Origin of the sequence: Nocardia beijingensis NBRC 16342, from assembly GCF_001612785.1 — a bacterium.
Lineage (GTDB): Bacteria > Actinomycetota > Actinomycetes > Mycobacteriales > Mycobacteriaceae > Nocardia > Nocardia beijingensis.
On sequence record NZ_BDBC01000029.1, the window covers coordinates 169,219 to 184,868 of the forward strand.

A 15,650-nucleotide genomic window follows, 5' to 3' on the forward strand; every position below is an offset into this window, starting at 1 on the left:
CGGAGTCAGGCCGTCCATCTCTCCGGGTGCAGGTAGTGCTGGGTGAGGGCGCCGGCGTGGCCGTGCCCGAATCCGTGCTCGGTCTTCAGCCACTCGACGAGTTCCTTGTGCGAGCTCGAGCCGGTCTCGCGCATGGCGGCCTTCCATTCGTCGATGGAGCGACCGTACTTGGCCTCGATAGAGGGGAAGTAGGACGCGGGGCCGTGCGGCTTGGTCGCCATGGTCGATCTCCTTGCTCGTCGTGCGTTCGATGGTGCAGACGGGACGGACTCCGGGAATTCACCGGATTGCCGGGAGAGTGATCGGGATCATGGTCGTGCGGAACTCCCTGTACGGCCTCGCCGCACTGGGCTCGGCGCCTGCCCATGTCGGTGGCGGAACAGGCTCGCCGCCGTGGGCGCGGCGCGGGCCTGACGGCCGCGCCGGCGAGCCCGTCGCCGGTAGCGTGGGGGTATGGCTGATGTGGTGGTGGTCGGTTCCGGACCGAACGGCCTCGCCGCCGCGGTGATCCTGGCCCGTGCCGGGCTCGCCGTGGAGGTGTACGAGGCCGAGGCGACGGCCGGCGGTGGATCCCGTACGGCGGAGCTGACTTTGCCCGGTTACCGGCACGACGTGTGCGCGGGCGCGCATCCGATGGCGGCGGCCGCACCGCTGTTCCGCGCGTTCGACCTGACCGCGCACGGCGTCGAGTTGCTGGCCCCGGAGGTCTCCTACGCCCATCCGCTCGACGGCGGGGTGGCCGGACTGGCCTGGCGCGACCTGGATCGGACGGTCGACGGGCTCGGCCCCGACGGTCCGGCGTGGCGAAAACTGTTCGCTCCGCTGCTGCGGCACTGGCCGGACGTGGTCGACCTGGCGATGTCGGATCTGCGCCGCGTCCCGTCCGGGCTCGCGACTTCGATCCGTTTCGGCCTGCGCACCCTGGAGCAGGGCTCGCCGCTGTGGAACGTCAGGTTCCGCGACGAGGTCGCACCCGCCTTGCTGACCGGCATCGCCACCCACGCGATCATTCCCCCGCGCGCGATCACGGCCGCGGGCGCGGCCCTGCTGCTCGGCACGCTGGCCCATGCCGGAGGCTGGGTGATTCCCCGCGGCGGCAGTCAGGCGATTCCCGACGCCCTCATCGCCGAATTGGAACGTCTCGGCGGCCGCGTGCACACCGGGCACCGCGTCGACTCGATCGACGAGTTCGCGGGCGCCCGCGCCGTGCTGCTCGATCTCGCTCCGGCCGAACTGTTGCGCATCGCGGGGCACCGTTTACCCGCGCGGTACGCGAACCGGCTGCGGCGGTTCCGGTACGGCGGCGCCGCGTGCAAGATCGACTTCGCCCTCTCCGGACCGGTGCCGTGGCGGGCCGACGGTTGCGCGCTCGCCGGAACGGTGCACGTGATCGGCACCCGCGCCGAGGCCATGGCCGCCGAGCACGCCGTGGCCATGGGAAAACACGCCGAACGGCCCTACGTGCTGTCCATCCAGCCCGGCGTGGTCGATCCGACCCGCGCGCCCGCGGGCGGCCACACCTTCTACACCTATGCCCACGTGCCCAACGGTTCCACCCGCGACGTGAGCGAGGAGGTGATCGGCCAGATCGAGCGGTTCGCCCCGGGTTTCCGCGACCTGATCATCGCGAAGAACGTGATCACCGCGGCGGAAATGCCCGCGCACAACGCCAACTACATCGGCGGCGACATCTCCGCGGGCGCGATGACCCTGCGCCAGTTCGCGTTCCGGCCCGCCCCGCGCTGGAATCCCTACGCCACACCGATTCCCGGCGTCTATCTGTGCTCGTCCGCGACGCCGCCGGGCCCGGGAGTCCACGGCATGTGCGGGTTGCACGCCGCCCGGCACGCCCTGCGCGACCGCTTCGACCTCCGCACCGATCCGCTCGACCTCTTACGCGCCCCTGCGGTCCAGTACCGCTGAGCCCTGCCCGCGGTCGCCGAGTCGCTAAGTCTGGGCGGGCTGGGTGCGGTAGAGATCGGGTTCGAGGTAGATGACGCGCGCCGCGGGCACCGCGGTGCGGACGCGGGATTCGGCGTCGTCGATGGCACCGGCGATCGCCGCGATGTCCAAGCCGGGCACGACGCCCACCTTCGCGGCCACGAGCAGTTCCTCGGGTCCGAGGTATTGCGTCTTGAGATGGATCACCCGATCGATGCGGGTCTCGTCGATCAGGTTCGCGCGGATCAGCCGGTTCTCCTGCGGCGTGGCGCCCTCGCCGATCAGCAGGCTCTGCATCTCCACGATCAGCACGACCGCGATGACGCCGAGCAGCCCACCGATGGCCAGCGTGCCGATGCCGTCCCAGACCGGGTCGTCGGTGAGCATGGTCAGGCCGACGCCCGCGAACGCGAAGATCAGGCCGATCAGCGCGCCGGTGTCCTCCAGCAGCACCACCGGCAGCTCGGGGCTGCGCGAGTTGCGGATGAATCGCCACCAGCTCGCGTCTCCCTTGAGCGGGGCGGACTCGCGCATCGCCGTGGTGAAGCTGTAGGACTCCAACGCGATCGCGATCACGAGGATGACGACCGCCACGATCGGCGAACTCAGCTCCTCCGGGTGCTGGATCTTGTGGATGCCCTCGTAGATGGCGTAGCCGGAGCCGAGGGTGAACAGCACCAGCGCCACGATGAACGAATAGAAGTAGCGGTTGCGCGCGTAACCGAACGGGTGCAGCTCGTCGGCTTCCTTCGCGGCGCGCCGCTGGCCCAGCAGCAGCAGTCCCTGGTTGCCCGTGTCGGCCACGGAGTGCACGGCTTCGGCGAGCATCGATCCCGAACCCGTGATCGCCGCACCGACGAACTTCGCCGCGGCGATCCCCGCGTTCGCGGTCAACGCCGCGACGATCGCCTTCTTGCCACCGCCAGCCGACATGGAAGCATGTCCTCTCTGTTTACGAGATACCAGCGAACAGACTAGGACACTCCGAATCCGGCGTTCCGGATCGGTCAGCCGGTCGCGCCGACGGACGCGCAGAACAGCTGGACGTCACCGTCCACCGCCTGCGCGCGAATATCGGTGTCGGCGGCGGAGATCCACGCCGCGCCACCCCGGGTGAGCTCCAGCGACGAGTCGTTCCGCAGCAGCCGCACCGTGCCCGCCGTGCACAGCACGATCGCCGGACCCGCCGCGGTCAGCGGCACCCGCGCGGAACCGGCGACCAGATCGAAACGGCGCAGCGCGAACTCCGATACCGGCGTGCGATAGCGCACCGACCCGTCACCGGCGGGCTCGGGCAGCACCGTGGGCAGGTCGATCGGCTCGAAGTCCAGCACGCGCAACAGCTCCGGCACGTCGACGTGCTTGGGGGTGAGTCCGCCGCGCAGCACGTTGTCGGAGTTCGCCATGATCTCCACGCCGACCCCGCGCAGGTACGCGTGCAGATTCCCGGCCGCGAGAAACAATCCCTGGCCCGGCTCCAGGGTCACCCGGTTCAGCAGCAGCGCCGCCAGCACGCCCGCGTCGCCCGGGTACGCCTCGGCCAATTCGAGCGTCGTGCGCGCCTCGGCCGTGAACTCACGGGCCCCCTTGCCCGACAGATACCGCACGCAGCCGTCGAGCACCTCGGGCAGCAGCGTGGCCAGCACGTGCTGCGGCAGCGTGATCCACGTGGTGAACAGGGTGCGCAGGCCCGCCTTGTCCGGCTGCGCGGCGAGCAGTTCGCAGTAGGAGCGCAATCCGTCCACCGCCAGCGCGCGCAGCAGTGCGACGGTGCGATGCGGATCGCGGAAGCCGGCCAGCGCCTCCAGCCGGTCCAGCGCGACGACCAGCTCGGGTTTGTGGTTGTCGTCGCGGTAGTTGCGCAGCGGGGAGTTCAGCGGCACCTTCGCCCGGTTCTCCCGCTCGAAACCGGCCCGCGCCTGTTCCGTGCTCGGGTGCGCCTGCAGCGACAGCGGCTCCTCGGCGGCAAGGACCTTGAGCAGGAACGGCAGCTTCTCGCCGAATCGCGTTGCGACCCAGCCCAGCTCCCGGCTCGGGTCGGCGGCTATCAGCTCCTGCAGCGAGACGGCGCCGGCGCCGGTCTTCACATACGCCGGATCGGCCGGGTGGGCGCCGAACCACAGTTCGGCCTCCGGATGCGCCGACGGCACCGGCCTGCCGCACAGCTGAGCGAGCGCGGTGCGCGAGCCCCAGGCGTACGAGCGCAGCGCACCAACGAGTTCGTGCACTAGTAGCTTCCCCCGAACTGCTCCTGGCTGTCGGCCGGTGCGGTGCGCGAGCCGATCAGCCGCAGGTAGGCGGCGGCCATCTCCAGTCGCAGCGCGAGCACCGCGAGCTGCTCGAGTTCGGTGCCGTTCGCGGGCACGGCCTCCTCGGCGTGGGTCGGCGCCGGCGCGGCCGGGTCGGTCATCTCGGTCTGCAGCAGGTCGACGTCGGCGTTCACCAGATCGGCGTCGACCAGGTTCGCGCCATCGCCGCCGAACACCGCGATGCGGCGGCGCGCGGCCGCCCGATCGCGATCGGCGCTGAGCACGAACACCCGGATGCGCTCGACGGGCGCGGGTCCGTCCAGTTCCTCGTCGTGGAACAGCGGGTCGAAGTCGGGCGCGGATTCGCCTGCCGCCTCGGCCATCCTGGTCCGCGCGGCCACAGCCTCGGCCAGATCCACCGCGGTGGCGACCTTGCCCGCGGACTGCAGCAGCACCTCGGCGCCGTGCTCGGCCAGTTCGGCGGCGGCGGGCGAATCGCCCGCGAGCACGATGCCCCGCTGCTGCATCCGGGCGGCCAGCGTCTTGGCGGGGTTGTGGAAGACCTCGTTGTGCGGACCGTCGCGCAGCGCCTCGGCGTCGAGCACGTCGGCCAGGTCGGCGAGTTCCGGGACCACGGCTCCGGTGCGCTGGGGGTCGACCGCGCGCAGGACCGCGATTCCCGCGGCCAGGAAGCGCAGCAGGCGGTTGTACCCGAGCACCTGCACCCGAGGTTCCAGCACGGCGGCGCGCCCGGCCGCAGCGGCCCGCAGCGGGCCCTCGTGCGGCGCGGCGACGACCACCTCGGCGCCGCGGCGCAGCGCCCGGTCGACGGCGTCGATCAGGCGCGGATCGCCCGCGTCGTCGCCGGAGACCAGCACGACGTCCAGCGGCCCCACCCACGGCGGCAAGGCGGCGGCGGGCACGACGGGCAGACCAGCCCGGTCGCCGAGCGCGGCCACGAGCAGTCCGGCGGCACGTGCGGCACGCCCGGAACCGGAGACGAGCACCACGCTGCGCGGTCGCAGATCGGCCAATCGGGCCAGCGCGTCCTCACCGACGGCCGCCGCGGTGGCGCGGACCTGGGCGCCGCCGGAAGCGGCCGAGCGAAGGGCGCCGCCTGCGTCGGCGGCCTCGAGTGAAGCGGCATCGTCGAGGTCGAGCACCGGTGTTCCAGCGATCATCGGGCGTCCCACCTCCCCTCATCGCGCTGTGTCTTTTCCGCCCCCGCGCCCACCCGGTCCAGCTGCCACACCGAGACCGAGACGGACGAATCCAAGGCCTGTGATTCCACTATTCCAGTCAGGAGCGAACGATGCCCAGGATCTCGGTCACGAGTGCGTCTACTTCCTCCGCCGATCTGGCCTCGACGTTCAGCCGGAGCAACGGCTCGGTATTCGACGCGCGCAGGTTGAACCAGGCGTTGTCGGCCAATTGCACGGTCACCCCGTCCAGCCGGTCCACCGAATGCGCCCGGTCGGCGAAGGCGTCCACGACGGCCAGCGTCCGCTCCGCGGCGTCGGCCACGGTGGAGTTGATCTCGCCGGAGGCCGCGTAGGTGGCGTAGGACGCCATCAGCTCCGACACCGGCCGGTCCTTCTCGCCCAGCGCGGCCAGCACGTGCAACGCCGCCAGCATTCCGGAGTCGGCGCCCCAGAAGTCGCGGAAGTAGTAGTGCGCGGAGTGCTCGCCGCCGAACACCGCTCCGGTGGCGGCCATCTCCTGCTTGATGAACGAATGCCCGACCCGTGTGCGCACCGGCGTTCCGCCCAGCTCGTGCACCAGCTCCGGCACGGCGCGGGAGGTGATCAGGTTGTGGATGATCACCGCGCCGGGTTCCTTGGCCAGCTCGCGCTCGGCGACCAGGGCGGTGATCGCCGAGGGGGACACCGGCTCGCCGTTCTCGTCCACCACGAAGCAGCGGTCGGCGTCGCCGTCGAACGCGAGGCCGATGTCAGCGCCGGACTCGCGCACCAGCTTCTGCAGGTCCACCAGGTTCGCCGGGTCGAGCGGGTTGGCCTCGTGGTTGGGGAAGGTGCCGTCCAGCTCGAAGTACAGCGGCACGATCGTCACCTGGGGCAGCGCGCCGAGCACCGCGGGCACCGTGTGCCCGCCCATGCCGTTGCCCGCGTCCACCGCGATGGTGAGCGGGCGGATGCCGCCGAGATCGACCAGGCCGCGCAGGAAGTCGGCGTACTCGGTGAGCAGGTCGAGTTCGGTGGCGGTGCCGCGCTCGCCCGCGTACCCGGGCACGCCGTCGATCAGCTCGTTCTTGATGGTGGCGAGCCCGGTGTCCTGCCCGACCGGAAGGGCCTTGGCGCGGCACAGTTTGATGCCGTTGTAGCGGGCCGGGTTGTGACTGGCGGTGAACATGGCGCCCGGACAATCGAGGCGCCCGGAAGCGAAGTACAGCTGGTCGGTCGAGGCCAAGCCGATGTGCACCACGTCGAGGCCCTGGCCGAGCGCGCCGTCGGCGAAGGCGGCCGACAGCTCGGGCGAGGAGTCGCGCATGTCGTGCCCGATGACGATCCGGCGGGCGCCCTCGGCGCGCATCAGCCGCGCGAAGGACGCGCCGACGTCCCTGACGAATTCCGCGTCGATTTGTGTACCGACAACACCGCGAACGTCGTAGGCCTTGATCACCGCGTTCACGAATTCGGCAGAGCGGGCGACTGTCATGCCCAACACCCTAGTGGTTGCGCCGGACCGGTCCGACACCGTCCTGGTCCGATCAGGACGGGGGGTCCGGCAGCACGCGCAGATGGCCGCGGCGACCCGTGCGTGTGGTGCGCGGCGGCGGGGGAGCGTAGTCGCGATAGCCGCGCTGCTCGCGCTCGGGAGGGCGGCGGCGTAAACCCGCCTCCCGCACCGCCTCGGCGAGCGCGGTCAGATCATCGTCGTCCGGTGTGCTGGAGGAGAAACCGCCTTCGTGGCGAACCAGTTCCCAGCCCTTCGGAGCGGTGATGCGTGAGCCGTGCGTTTCGCAGAGATCCCAGGAGTGCGGTTCGGCGACCGTCGCGAGTGGTCCGACCACTGCCGTCGAGTCGGAGTACACATAGGTGAGCGTCGCGACGGCCGGATTCTTGCAGCCTGGTCGGCAGCAACGACGCATGGGAATCACGCCGATGAGAGTAACCCCCCTGGCGCGTCGATGGGGACAGACACGCTTGAAGAATCTCGGTCCGTGCGTCGCGGAACGAGGGCAGCACGAGGTTCCGCGGGGCCACGACGTGCCCCGCGGTGATCCGGACGACATACCTCGCCACGCGCGGATGACGGTGTCCGCATGCGCGCCGACGGCGGTTCGTCACGGCGTGGGTACCGGGATACCCAGCCGGCGACCGCCTACACGCGCGTGCCCGCGCTTGCCCCGCAACGCATTCGGGGGCCGCCGCCGGGTGGATGGGTGCGATTCACTCCGCTTCCGGATCGATCACGTCCGGATCGACGCCGAGGTAGGTCGCGACCTGCTGGACCAGCACTTCGCGCAGCAGATCGACGAGGTCGTCGGGGTCGCTGGCGCGCAGCTCGAGCGGCTTGCGGAACAGCACCACCCTGGCCCTGGTGGCCGCGCCGTGCCGGTCGACGCCCGCCGGGATGAGCCGGGACAGCGGAACCGGGCCGTCGGCGACGACCTCGTCCGGCCAGGTGACCGAATCGGGATGCAGCGGACGGATTTTCGGAACGTCGTCGACCGCGATGTCGAGTTTGGTGAGCCGGTCGTGCCAGCGGGAGTCCAAGGGGGCGAACGCCTCGAGCACCAGCCGGTCGAACTTCTGGCCCCTGGTCCGCCAAGCGGGCACGGTGGGTGGCAGCATCGGTCCGCGCACTCCGCGGCCGCGGCGGATCACCGACCGCGCGGTCGGCGGTCGACGCTTACGGGAACGTGCCATGAGAGAAAATCTAGGCCAGTCGGCTCCGGCCGTCCGCACCGAGGCGGTTGGAGATCTGTCGGCCGTGTCGCGCGTGCCCGGAGCGCCCCGGTGGGGCGGGCGGCTCCGGGCATCGCGGATGTCTGTCAGCCGATGCCGCGCTTGAGGCGGCGGCGCTCCCGCTCGGAGAGGCCGCCCCAGATGCCGAAGCGCTCATCGTGCGCGAGCGCGTATTCCAGGCACTCGTCGCGGACCTCGCAGCCCATGCAGATCCGCTTGGCCTCGCGGGTGGAGCCGCCCTTCTCGGGGAAGAACGCCTCCGGATCGGTCTGCGCGCACAAGGCGCGCTCCTGCCACTGCTCTTCGATGGATTCGAACATCTCGTCGAAGCCGGTCACGACCAGGCTGAGCCGAGGCGCCGTGACTCCGTCACCCCCCTCTTGGTCCTTCCAGCCGCCGTTATCTGCGCAGACGCCACGTGCTGCGCCTGCTGTGGAATCGGTCGGCGAGACCATCTCGTTGGCCATCGCTCCGCCTCCTCACTGTGTGTTAGCGCAGAATGATTCTTTCCGTCGGACCAACACGCGCACCGACGGCCATACCCCGCGACGTTGTCCCGCGGACGTCCCCGAGCTTGTCACACCGATGCGAACGTCTGTTCGAAAAGTCGCTCGCGCGTTGATCTCTCGCGCGAACCCGGAATGACATGACTGTGATTAGACACGCCGGACGCGTCGATGGTCAAGCCGCCGTCGCTATTCCGTTACTATCCGCAGCCGCATTCCGAGTCCCGCTTGTGATGTGCGTTAGCAAATGTATAGCAAATTTGTCGCGAACGGGAGACTTCGCGTCAGCGCATAGGCTGTGCGGATGTGACTGGACAACAAGCGGACGCCACGCCCGCGAACGGACCCCGGATCGCCGTGCTGGTCGGCGGTGTCGGTGGCGCGCGTTTCCTTCAGGGCGTCCGGGAACTGCTGCCCGAGGCGGACGTCTCCGCGATCGTGAACGTCGGCGACGACGTCTGGATGCACGGGCTCAGGATCTGCCCCGACCTCGACACCTGCATGTATACGCTGGGCGGCGGCATCGATACCGACCGGGGCTGGGGCCGGGTCGGCGAGACCTGGCACGCCAAGGAGGAGCTCGCGAAATATCACGCCCAGCCGGACTGGTTCGGCTTGGGGGACCGCGATATCGCCACGCATCTCGTCCGCACCGAAATGTTGCGCGCCGGATACCGGCTCTCCACCGTCACCGAGGCGCTGTGCAACCGGTGGCAGCCCGGCGTGAAACTGATCCCGGCAACCGACGATCGCTGCGAAACGCATGTCGTGGTGTCCGATCCGGACAACCCTGGCGAACGGCGCGCGATCCATTTTCAAGAGTGGTGGGTTCGCTACCGCGCGAACATCGACACCCATGGATTCGCCACAATTGGCGCCGATGAAGCCAAACCTGCCCCAAATGTGATCGATATCATAGAATCCGCCGACGTGGTCCTCCTCGCGCCGTCGAACCCCGTCGTGAGCATCGGCGCCATCCTCGCCGTGCCCGGTATCAGGGGCGCGCTGCGCACCACCCCGGCGAAGGTGATCGGCGTGTCGGGGGTGATCGATGGCAAGCCGCTGCGCGGTATGGCCGACGAGTGCCTGTCGGTGATCGGGGTGGAGACGACGGCCGAGGCGATCGGCCGGTACTACGGCGCCCGCTCGGCCACCGGGATCCTCGACGGCTGGCTGATCCACAGCACCGACACCGCCGATGTGCCCGGCGTCGAGGTGCGTAGCGTCCCGTTGTTGATGACCGACCCGCCGACCACCGCCGAGATGGTGCGTCAGGCATTGGATCTCGCTGGAGTCGCCCTGTGAGCACACCGACCGACCACGCGGCAGGAGAGCTGCGCATCCTGCCCGTCACCGGGCTGCCCGAATTCCGGCCCGGCGACGACCTCGCCGAGCACATCGCCCGCCGCGCGCCCTGGCTCGCCGACGGTGACGTGCTCGTGGTCACCAGCAAGATCGTCGCCAAGGTCGAAGGGCGCATCGTGGAAGCGCCGCTGGATCCGGAGGAGCGCGACGCGGTCCGGCGCAGTCTCGTCGACCAGGAGGCGGTGCGGGTGCTCGCGCGCAAGGGCCGCACCCTGATCACCGAGAACAAGCTGGGCATCGTGCAGGCCGCCTCCGGCGTGGACGGCTCGAACGTCGAGAAGGGCGAGCTCGTGCTGCTGCCCACCGACCCGGACGCCAGCGCCAAGGCGCTGCGCGCGGCGCTCGCCGACCGGCTGGGCGTGACGGCCGCGGTGGTCGTCACCGACACGATGGGCCGGGCCTGGCGCAACGGGCAGACCGACGCGGCCATCGGCGCGGCGGGCCTGCGGGTGCTGCACGATTACGCGGGCGCGGTGGACGGCCAGGGCAACGAGCTGTTCGTCACCCAGGTGGCCGTGGCGGACGAGCTGGCCGCCGCGGCGGACCTGGTCAAGGGCAAGCTCGGCGGCGTTCCGGTCGCCGTGGTGCGCGGGCTGCCGATCGTCGACGACGGTTCCGGCGCCGCCGATCTGCTGCGCGGCGGCACCGACGACCTGTTCTGGCTCGGCACCGCGGAGGCCATCGAACGCGGTCGCAAGGAGGCGATCCTCCTGCGTCGCTCGATCCGCCAGTTCTCCGACGCTCCGGTCGATCCCGAACGGATCCGCTCGGCGGTGTCGGTCGCGCTGACCGCCCCGGCTCCGCACCACACGCGCCCGGTGCGGTTCGTGTGGTTGCGCACGCCGGAGCTGCGCACCCGGCTGCTCGAGGCGATGGCGGACAAGTGGCGCGCCGATCTGACCGCGGACGGCCTGTCGCCGGAACGGATCGAGCGCCGGGTCGCGCGTGGACGCATCCTGTTCGACGCGCCCGAGGTGATCATCCCGTTCTGCGTGCCCGACGGCGCGCACGACTATCCGGACGAGCGCAGGCGGGCCGACGAGCGCACCATGTTCACCGTCGCGGTGGGCGCGGCGGTGCAGGGCCTGCTGGTCGCCCTCGCCACCGAGGGCATCGGCAGCTGCTGGATCGGGTCGACGATCTTCGCCCCCGAGGTAACCCGGGACGTGCTCGGCCTGGCCGAGGACTGGAGTCCGCTGGGCGCCGTCGCCATCGGTCATCCGCTGGAGGAGCCGACCCCGCGGCAGCCGGCGAGCGCGGGCTCCGGGCTGGTCGAGCTGTGAAGCGCCCCGTTCCGGCGGTGGGAGAGCGGCTCCGGTGAGCGCGGAATCACTGCGCGCTTCGGCCACCGAGCTGCTCGAGACGTGGTGTCCGGGAACCGATCCGGAGCGATCGCTGCGTGAGGCGATGCTGGCATTCCTCGGTTCGGCGCCGCGTGGTTGCCTGCGCGAGCACGCGCCGGGCCACATCACCGCCTCCGCGGTCGTGTTCTCCGCCGACGGTCGCGAGGTGCTGCTGACCCTGCACCCGCGGGTCGGACGCTGGATCCAGCTCGGCGGCCATTGCGAAGAGCGGGACGAGACGGTCGCGGACGCCGCGTTGCGCGAGGCCACCGAGGAGTCCGGCATCGCGGACCTGCGGCTGGAACCGGGACTGTACGGCGCGCAGGCGCACCCCATCACCTGCTCCCTCGGCGTCCCCACCAGACACCTGGACCTGCTGTTCCGCATCACCGCCCCCGCGGGCGCGATCCCGGTGCGCAGCCACGAATCCACCGACCTGCGCTGGTGGCCGGTGCACGCCCTGCCCGCCGACGCCGACGTGCTGTTGCGCTGAGTCGCCTCTCGACGAGCCCCGGCCGGAGTCACCTCCGGCCGGGGCTTTCTCGTGGGACCGGTGCTTTACAAATCGCCGCATTTGTCTAGACAAGCGACAAATGTCCGTCTATCGTCCAGAGGTGAGGTAATGCGCGTCACATGTGACGTGCTTTCGGGAATGGAGACAACGATGTCGACGCACGCCGACGCGTCCGCTCAGCCGGTCGAGGTACCGGCCTGGCGGGATCGCAAGCGTTATATGTGGCTGTGGGGCCTGTTCGCCCCGGCCGGCCTGTTCCTCATCGGCCTGCCGCTGATCTGGGGCCTCAACGAGCTGGGCTGGCACCGCCTCGCGCAGGTGCCGTTCTGGCTCGGGCCGATCCTGGTCTACGTGCTGATCCCGATCGCGGACATCTTCTTCGGCCCGGACGGCGACAACCCGCCCGACGAGGTGATGGAGTACCTGGAGAACGACAAGTACTACCGCTACCTCACCTACCTGTACCTGCCGTTCCAGTACGCGACGCTGGTGATGGCGGCCTACCTGATCACCGCGGACCACGTGGGCTGGCTCGGCATCGATGGCGGGCTGCACGTGGTGGACAAGATCGGGCTGGCGATCACCGTCGGCATGATCGGCGGCATCGGCATCAACACCGCGCACGAACTCGGCCACAAGAAGGTGGACCTGGAGCGCTGGCTGTCGCGGATCGCGCTGGCCCAGTCCTGCTACGGGCACTTCTACATCGAGCACAACCGCGGCCATCACGTGCGCGTCGCGACGCCGGAGGACCCGGCGAGTTCCCGCGTGGGCGAGACCTTCTGGGCCTTCTGGCCGCGCACCGTGTGGGGCAGCCTGAAGTCGTCCTGGCAGTTGGAGAAGGCGCGGCTGGACCGGCTCGGCAAGAAGCCGTTGACCTTGCGCAACGAAGTGCTCAGCGCCTGGCTGATGTCGGCGGTGCTGTTCGCGGTCCTGGTGACGGTGTTCGGCATCGAGCTGCTGCCGTATCTGATCCTGCAGGCCGTGGTGGGCTTCAGCCTGCTGGAGGCGGTCAACTACCTGGAGCACTACGGCCTGGTGCGGCAGCGCACGGCGAGCGGCCGGTACGAGCGTCCCGCCCCGGTGCACAGCTGGAACAGCGACCACATCGTCACCAACATCTTCCTGTACCACCTACAGCGGCACAGCGACCACCACGCCTACCCGACCCGGCGCTACCAGACGCTGCGCAGCTGGGACGGCGCGCCCAACCTGCCGAGCGGCTATGCCAGCATGATCCTGCTCGCCTACTTCCCGCCGCTGTGGCGTCGCGTCATGGACAAGCGCGTGCTCGCGCACTACGACGGCGACATCACCAGGGCCAATATCGATCCCGGCAAGCGGGAGAAGGTGCTGGCGCGCTACGGCTCGCAGCGCGCCGCCGGGAAGGACGCGGCGTGAGCGCGTATCGCTGCCCCGTCTGCGACTACGTCTTCGACGAGGCGAAAGGCGCGCCGCACGAGGGTTTCCCGCCGGGCACCCGGTGGGAGACGGTGCCGGACGACTGGTGCTGCCCGGATTGCGGCGTCCGGGAGAAGATCGATTTCGAGCCGATGGAGGTCGGGAAATGACGGAGTACAAGCTGTATCAGTGCATCCAGTGCGGCTTCGAATACGACGAAGCCGAGGGCTGGCCGGAGGACGGCATCGCCCCTGGCACCCGGTGGGACGACATCCCCGACGACTGGACCTGTCCGGATTGCGGCGCCGCGAAGGCGGATTTCTACATGGTCGAAATCGAACGGTCGTGAGATTTTGACTGCGGCAGGCGCCCGTGACAGTGTCGCGGGTATGCCGCGCACCGGAACCAGGATTCCCTATCAGGAGGCCGCGCGGGACCTGCTGCGGACGTCGGTCCTGGACGCGATGCGCGAGCTGCTCACCGAGCGGGACTGGTCCAAGATCACGCTCGGCGACGTCGCGGCCAGGGCGGGCGTGAGCAGGCAGACCCTGTACAACGAGTTCGGCTCGCGCGCGGGTCTCACCCAGGCCTACGCCCTGCGCCTGGCCGACTTCCTGGTGGATCATGTGGACGCCGCCATCAATGGCAACGTCGGTGACGTCCGTGCCGCGTTCCGTGACGGCATGGCGAACTTCTTCTTCGACGCGGCGTCCGACCCGCTGGTGCAGTCGCTGATCGCGGGTGAGGTGAAGTTGGATCTGCTGCGCCTGATCACTCTGGACGCGGGACCGTTGCTGGAGCACGCGACCGAACGTCTCTCGCGTGCCTTCCAGTACAGCTGGGTGGCCTCGACGGCGGCCGAATCCGACGTCATCGCGCACGCGCTGGTGCGGATCGCCCTCAGCTACATCCCTACTCCGCCCGGTCCGGGGCGGGACGCGCCCGCGGAATTGAGCGCGCTGCTGAGTCCGTACGTCGAAGCGATCCTCGCCGCGCGCGTGCAGAGCTGAGCCCGAGTGAGCAACCGGCTCGCGACTGGCGCACATGCAGCACATTGAAAACCGACTGCGCGGCTTTCAATAGCGATCACGTCTCAACCGACAACACGGTTGTAACGGAGAACAAGTCTGCAAGTATTCTCATGCGACGGTGTTCGGGTCTTCTTCGAGTGGGGCAAAAGTGCAAACGGTTGGCAAACCGGTGGGATCGCCCGATCCCAAACGCCATCTGTGGCTTCTGGGCTTGCTTCCGCCCGCGTCCGCGTTGCTGCCATCGCAACTGGTGCTGCACACCGGCCTCGACGTCTTCTGGTGGATCGGCCCGATCATCGTGCTGATCGTCATTCCGCTGCTGGATTGGTCGATCGGCGTCGACGGCACCAACCCGAAGGACGAGGACTACGAGCGGCTCTCCAACGACCGGTACTACCGGTGGTGCACCTATCTGATGCTGCCCGTGCAGCTGATCGGCTTGGTGATCGCGAGCTACATGTGGGCCGGGGACGAGCTGAGCGTGCTCGACAAGCTGGGTCTTGCCGCCACGCTCGGATTCGTCAGCGGCATCGGGATCAACGCCGCACACGAACTCGGGCACCGGGTCGAACGGATGGAGCGCTGGCTGGCCAAGATCGCGCTCGCGCAGTCCGGTTACGGGCACTTCTTCGTCGAGCACAACCGCGGCCACCACGTGCGGGTGGCGACTCCGGAGGACCCGGCGAGCGCCCGCCTCGGCGAGTCGCTGTGGGAGTTCCTGCCGCGCAGCGTGTCCGGCAGTTTCCGCTCGGCGCTCGCGCTCGAGCGCGAGCGGCTCGCGCGCAACGGCAGGGGCTGGTGGAGCGTGCACAACCACATCCTGCAGGCCTGGTCGATGACGCTCGTGCTGTTCGGCGGCCTGATCGCGGCGTTCGGCTACCAGGTGCTGCCCTGGCTGCTGCTGCAAGCCGTGATCGGCTTCGGCCTGCTGGAGACGGTCAACTACGTCGAGCACTACGGCTTGCTCCGGGCCCGCCGCCCGAACGGCAGGTACGCCCGCTGTTCGCCGCGCGACAGCTGGAACAGTGACCATCTGGTCACCAACATCTTCCTGTTCCACTTGCAGCGGCACAGCGATCACCACGCCAACCCAGGCCGCCGCTACCAGACGCTGCGCACCTCGGAGCAGGCCCCGCAACTGCCCGCGGGCTACGCCGCGATGATCGTGCTCGCCGCCGTCCCGCCGCTGTGGCGGCGAGTGATGGACCCCCGCGTTCTCGCCCACTACGGCGGCGACATCACCCTGGCGAACGTCCAGCCGCGGAAGCGGCGCCGCTTGCTGGCGGCTCGCGGCATCCCGGCGGCAGCCGAGCCGGAGGCCGGTCCGCGTCTGGGAGGGACGGCCGCCTAGACCGCGCCCGGTCGTGAGCG

At 69.7% G+C, this 15,650-nt stretch carries 17 protein-coding genes; 9 read left to right on the forward strand and 8 right to left on the reverse strand.

The genetic code is table 11. The features are described from left to right. Positions 1 to 5: 5 nt before the first annotated feature. Positions 6 to 221: a DUF4287 domain-containing protein gene (locus NB3_RS18240; protein WP_067804506.1), complete on the reverse strand. Its 216-nt coding sequence runs from the start codon at positions 219 to 221 to the stop codon at positions 6 to 8. 232 nt (positions 222 to 453) lie between these two features. On the opposite strand from NB3_RS18240, the gene NB3_RS18245 reads away from it, so the two are divergent. Next, the gene (locus NB3_RS18245) at positions 454 to 1,923 is read left to right on the forward strand and encodes a phytoene desaturase family protein (protein ID WP_067804509.1); all 1,470 of its coding nucleotides are present in this window, start codon (positions 454 to 456) and stop codon (positions 1,921 to 1,923) included. Between the two features lie 24 nt (positions 1,924 to 1,947). Here the strand turns inward: NB3_RS18245 and NB3_RS18250 are convergent, their stop codons facing one another. The 7 genes from NB3_RS18250 to NB3_RS18280 form a co-directional block, all read right to left on the reverse strand. Then, positions 1,948 to 2,874, reverse strand: a complete 927-nt coding sequence (locus tag NB3_RS18250; protein ID WP_067804512.1) for a cation diffusion facilitator family transporter — start codon at positions 2,872 to 2,874, stop codon at positions 1,948 to 1,950. Between the two features lie 74 nt (positions 2,875 to 2,948). Beyond that, a complete protein-coding gene (gene manA, locus NB3_RS18255; RefSeq protein ID WP_067804514.1) occupies positions 2,949 to 4,169 on the reverse strand; it encodes a mannose-6-phosphate isomerase, class I in 1,221 nt (406 codons plus the stop codon). Next, entirely contained in the window at positions 4,169 to 5,371 is a 1,203-nt protein-coding gene (locus NB3_RS18260) for a serine/threonine-protein kinase (protein ID WP_067804517.1), read from the reverse strand. The genes manA and NB3_RS18260 overlap by 1 nt, the downstream gene beginning before the upstream one ends. Positions 5,372 to 5,489: 118 nt before the next feature. Beyond that, complete coding sequence (locus tag NB3_RS18265; RefSeq protein ID WP_067804519.1) at positions 5,490 to 6,866, reverse strand: phosphomannomutase/phosphoglucomutase; 1,377 nt, start codon at positions 6,864 to 6,866, stop codon at positions 5,490 to 5,492. 52 nt (positions 6,867 to 6,918) lie between these two features. After that, positions 6,919 to 7,299, reverse strand: a complete 381-nt coding sequence (locus NB3_RS18270; RefSeq protein ID WP_039800382.1) for a DUF3499 domain-containing protein — start codon at positions 7,297 to 7,299, stop codon at positions 6,919 to 6,921. A gap of 301 nt (positions 7,300 to 7,600) precedes the next feature. Further along, positions 7,601 to 8,080, reverse strand: a complete 480-nt coding sequence (locus NB3_RS18275; RefSeq protein WP_168434228.1) for a metallopeptidase family protein — start codon at positions 8,078 to 8,080, stop codon at positions 7,601 to 7,603. A 125-nt stretch (positions 8,081 to 8,205) separates the two neighbouring features. Then, a complete protein-coding gene (locus NB3_RS18280; RefSeq protein WP_029901515.1) occupies positions 8,206 to 8,439 on the reverse strand; it encodes a WhiB family transcriptional regulator in 234 nt (77 codons plus the stop codon). A 492-nt stretch (positions 8,440 to 8,931) separates the two neighbouring features. Here NB3_RS18280 and cofD point away from each other — a divergent pair, with 492 nt between their 5' ends. The 8 genes from cofD to NB3_RS18320 all read left to right on the forward strand — a co-directional run bounded on the left by cofD (position 8,932) and on the right by NB3_RS18320 (position 15,630). Continuing rightward, a complete protein-coding gene (gene cofD / locus NB3_RS18285) occupies positions 8,932 to 9,930 on the forward strand; it encodes a 2-phospho-L-lactate transferase (RefSeq protein WP_067804521.1) in 999 nt (332 codons plus the stop codon). Next, complete coding sequence (locus tag NB3_RS18290; protein ID WP_084823454.1) at positions 9,927 to 11,273, forward strand: coenzyme F420-0:L-glutamate ligase; 1,347 nt, start codon at positions 9,927 to 9,929, stop codon at positions 11,271 to 11,273. Before cofD ends, NB3_RS18290 begins: the two co-directional genes overlap by 4 nt. Before the next feature lie 34 nt (positions 11,274 to 11,307). After that, positions 11,308 to 11,826, forward strand: a complete 519-nt coding sequence (locus tag NB3_RS18295; protein WP_067804528.1) for an NUDIX hydrolase — start codon at positions 11,308 to 11,310, stop codon at positions 11,824 to 11,826. Between the two features lie 171 nt (positions 11,827 to 11,997). Continuing rightward, the gene (locus NB3_RS18300) at positions 11,998 to 13,248 is read left to right on the forward strand and encodes an alkane 1-monooxygenase (RefSeq protein WP_067804530.1); all 1,251 of its coding nucleotides are present in this window, start codon (positions 11,998 to 12,000) and stop codon (positions 13,246 to 13,248) included. Continuing rightward, entirely contained in the window at positions 13,245 to 13,418 is a 174-nt protein-coding gene (locus NB3_RS18305) for a rubredoxin (RefSeq protein ID WP_067804532.1), read from the forward strand. The genes NB3_RS18300 and NB3_RS18305 overlap by 4 nt, the downstream gene beginning before the upstream one ends. Next, entirely contained in the window at positions 13,415 to 13,597 is a 183-nt protein-coding gene (locus NB3_RS18310) for a rubredoxin (protein WP_043730863.1), read from the forward strand. The genes NB3_RS18305 and NB3_RS18310 overlap by 4 nt, the downstream gene beginning before the upstream one ends. Before the next feature lie 40 nt (positions 13,598 to 13,637). After that, complete coding sequence (locus tag NB3_RS18315) at positions 13,638 to 14,258, forward strand: TetR/AcrR family transcriptional regulator (RefSeq protein ID WP_067804537.1); 621 nt, start codon at positions 13,638 to 13,640, stop codon at positions 14,256 to 14,258. Between the two features lie 190 nt (positions 14,259 to 14,448). Beyond that, a complete protein-coding gene (locus NB3_RS18320) occupies positions 14,449 to 15,630 on the forward strand; it encodes an alkane 1-monooxygenase (RefSeq protein ID WP_244891955.1) in 1,182 nt (393 codons plus the stop codon). Positions 15,631 to 15,650: the final 20 nt, after the last annotated feature.

Bases quoted from the DNA above. Each gene is read 5' to 3' on its own strand.
- NB3_RS18240 (WP_067804506.1), bottom strand. From the start codon at position 221: ATGGCGACCAAGCCGCACGGCCCCGCGTCCTACTTCCCCTCTATCGAG.
- NB3_RS18245 (WP_067804509.1), top strand. From the start codon at position 454: ATGGCTGATGTGGTGGTGGTCGGTTCCGGACCGAACGGCCTCGCCGCC.
- NB3_RS18250 (WP_067804512.1), bottom strand. From the start codon at position 2,874: ATGTCGGCTGGCGGTGGCAAGAAGGCGATCGTCGCGGCGTTGACCGCG.
- NB3_RS18260 (WP_067804517.1), bottom strand. From the start codon at position 5,371: ATGATCGCTGGAACACCGGTGCTCGACCTCGACGATGCCGCTTCACTC.
- NB3_RS18265 (WP_067804519.1), bottom strand. From the start codon at position 6,866: ATGACAGTCGCCCGCTCTGCCGAATTCGTGAACGCGGTGATCAAGGCC.
- NB3_RS18270 (WP_039800382.1), bottom strand. From the start codon at position 7,299: ATGCGTCGTTGCTGCCGACCAGGCTGCAAGAATCCGGCCGTCGCGACG.
- NB3_RS18275 (WP_168434228.1), bottom strand. From the start codon at position 8,080: ATGGCACGTTCCCGTAAGCGTCGACCGCCGACCGCGCGGTCGGTGATC.
- NB3_RS18280 (WP_029901515.1), bottom strand. From the start codon at position 8,439: ATGTTCGAATCCATCGAAGAGCAGTGGCAGGAGCGCGCCTTGTGCGCG.
- NB3_RS18300 (WP_067804530.1), top strand. From the start codon at position 11,998: ATGTCGACGCACGCCGACGCGTCCGCTCAGCCGGTCGAGGTACCGGCC.
- NB3_RS18310 (WP_043730863.1), top strand. From the start codon at position 13,415: ATGACGGAGTACAAGCTGTATCAGTGCATCCAGTGCGGCTTCGAATAC.
- NB3_RS18315 (WP_067804537.1), top strand. From the start codon at position 13,638: ATGCCGCGCACCGGAACCAGGATTCCCTATCAGGAGGCCGCGCGGGAC.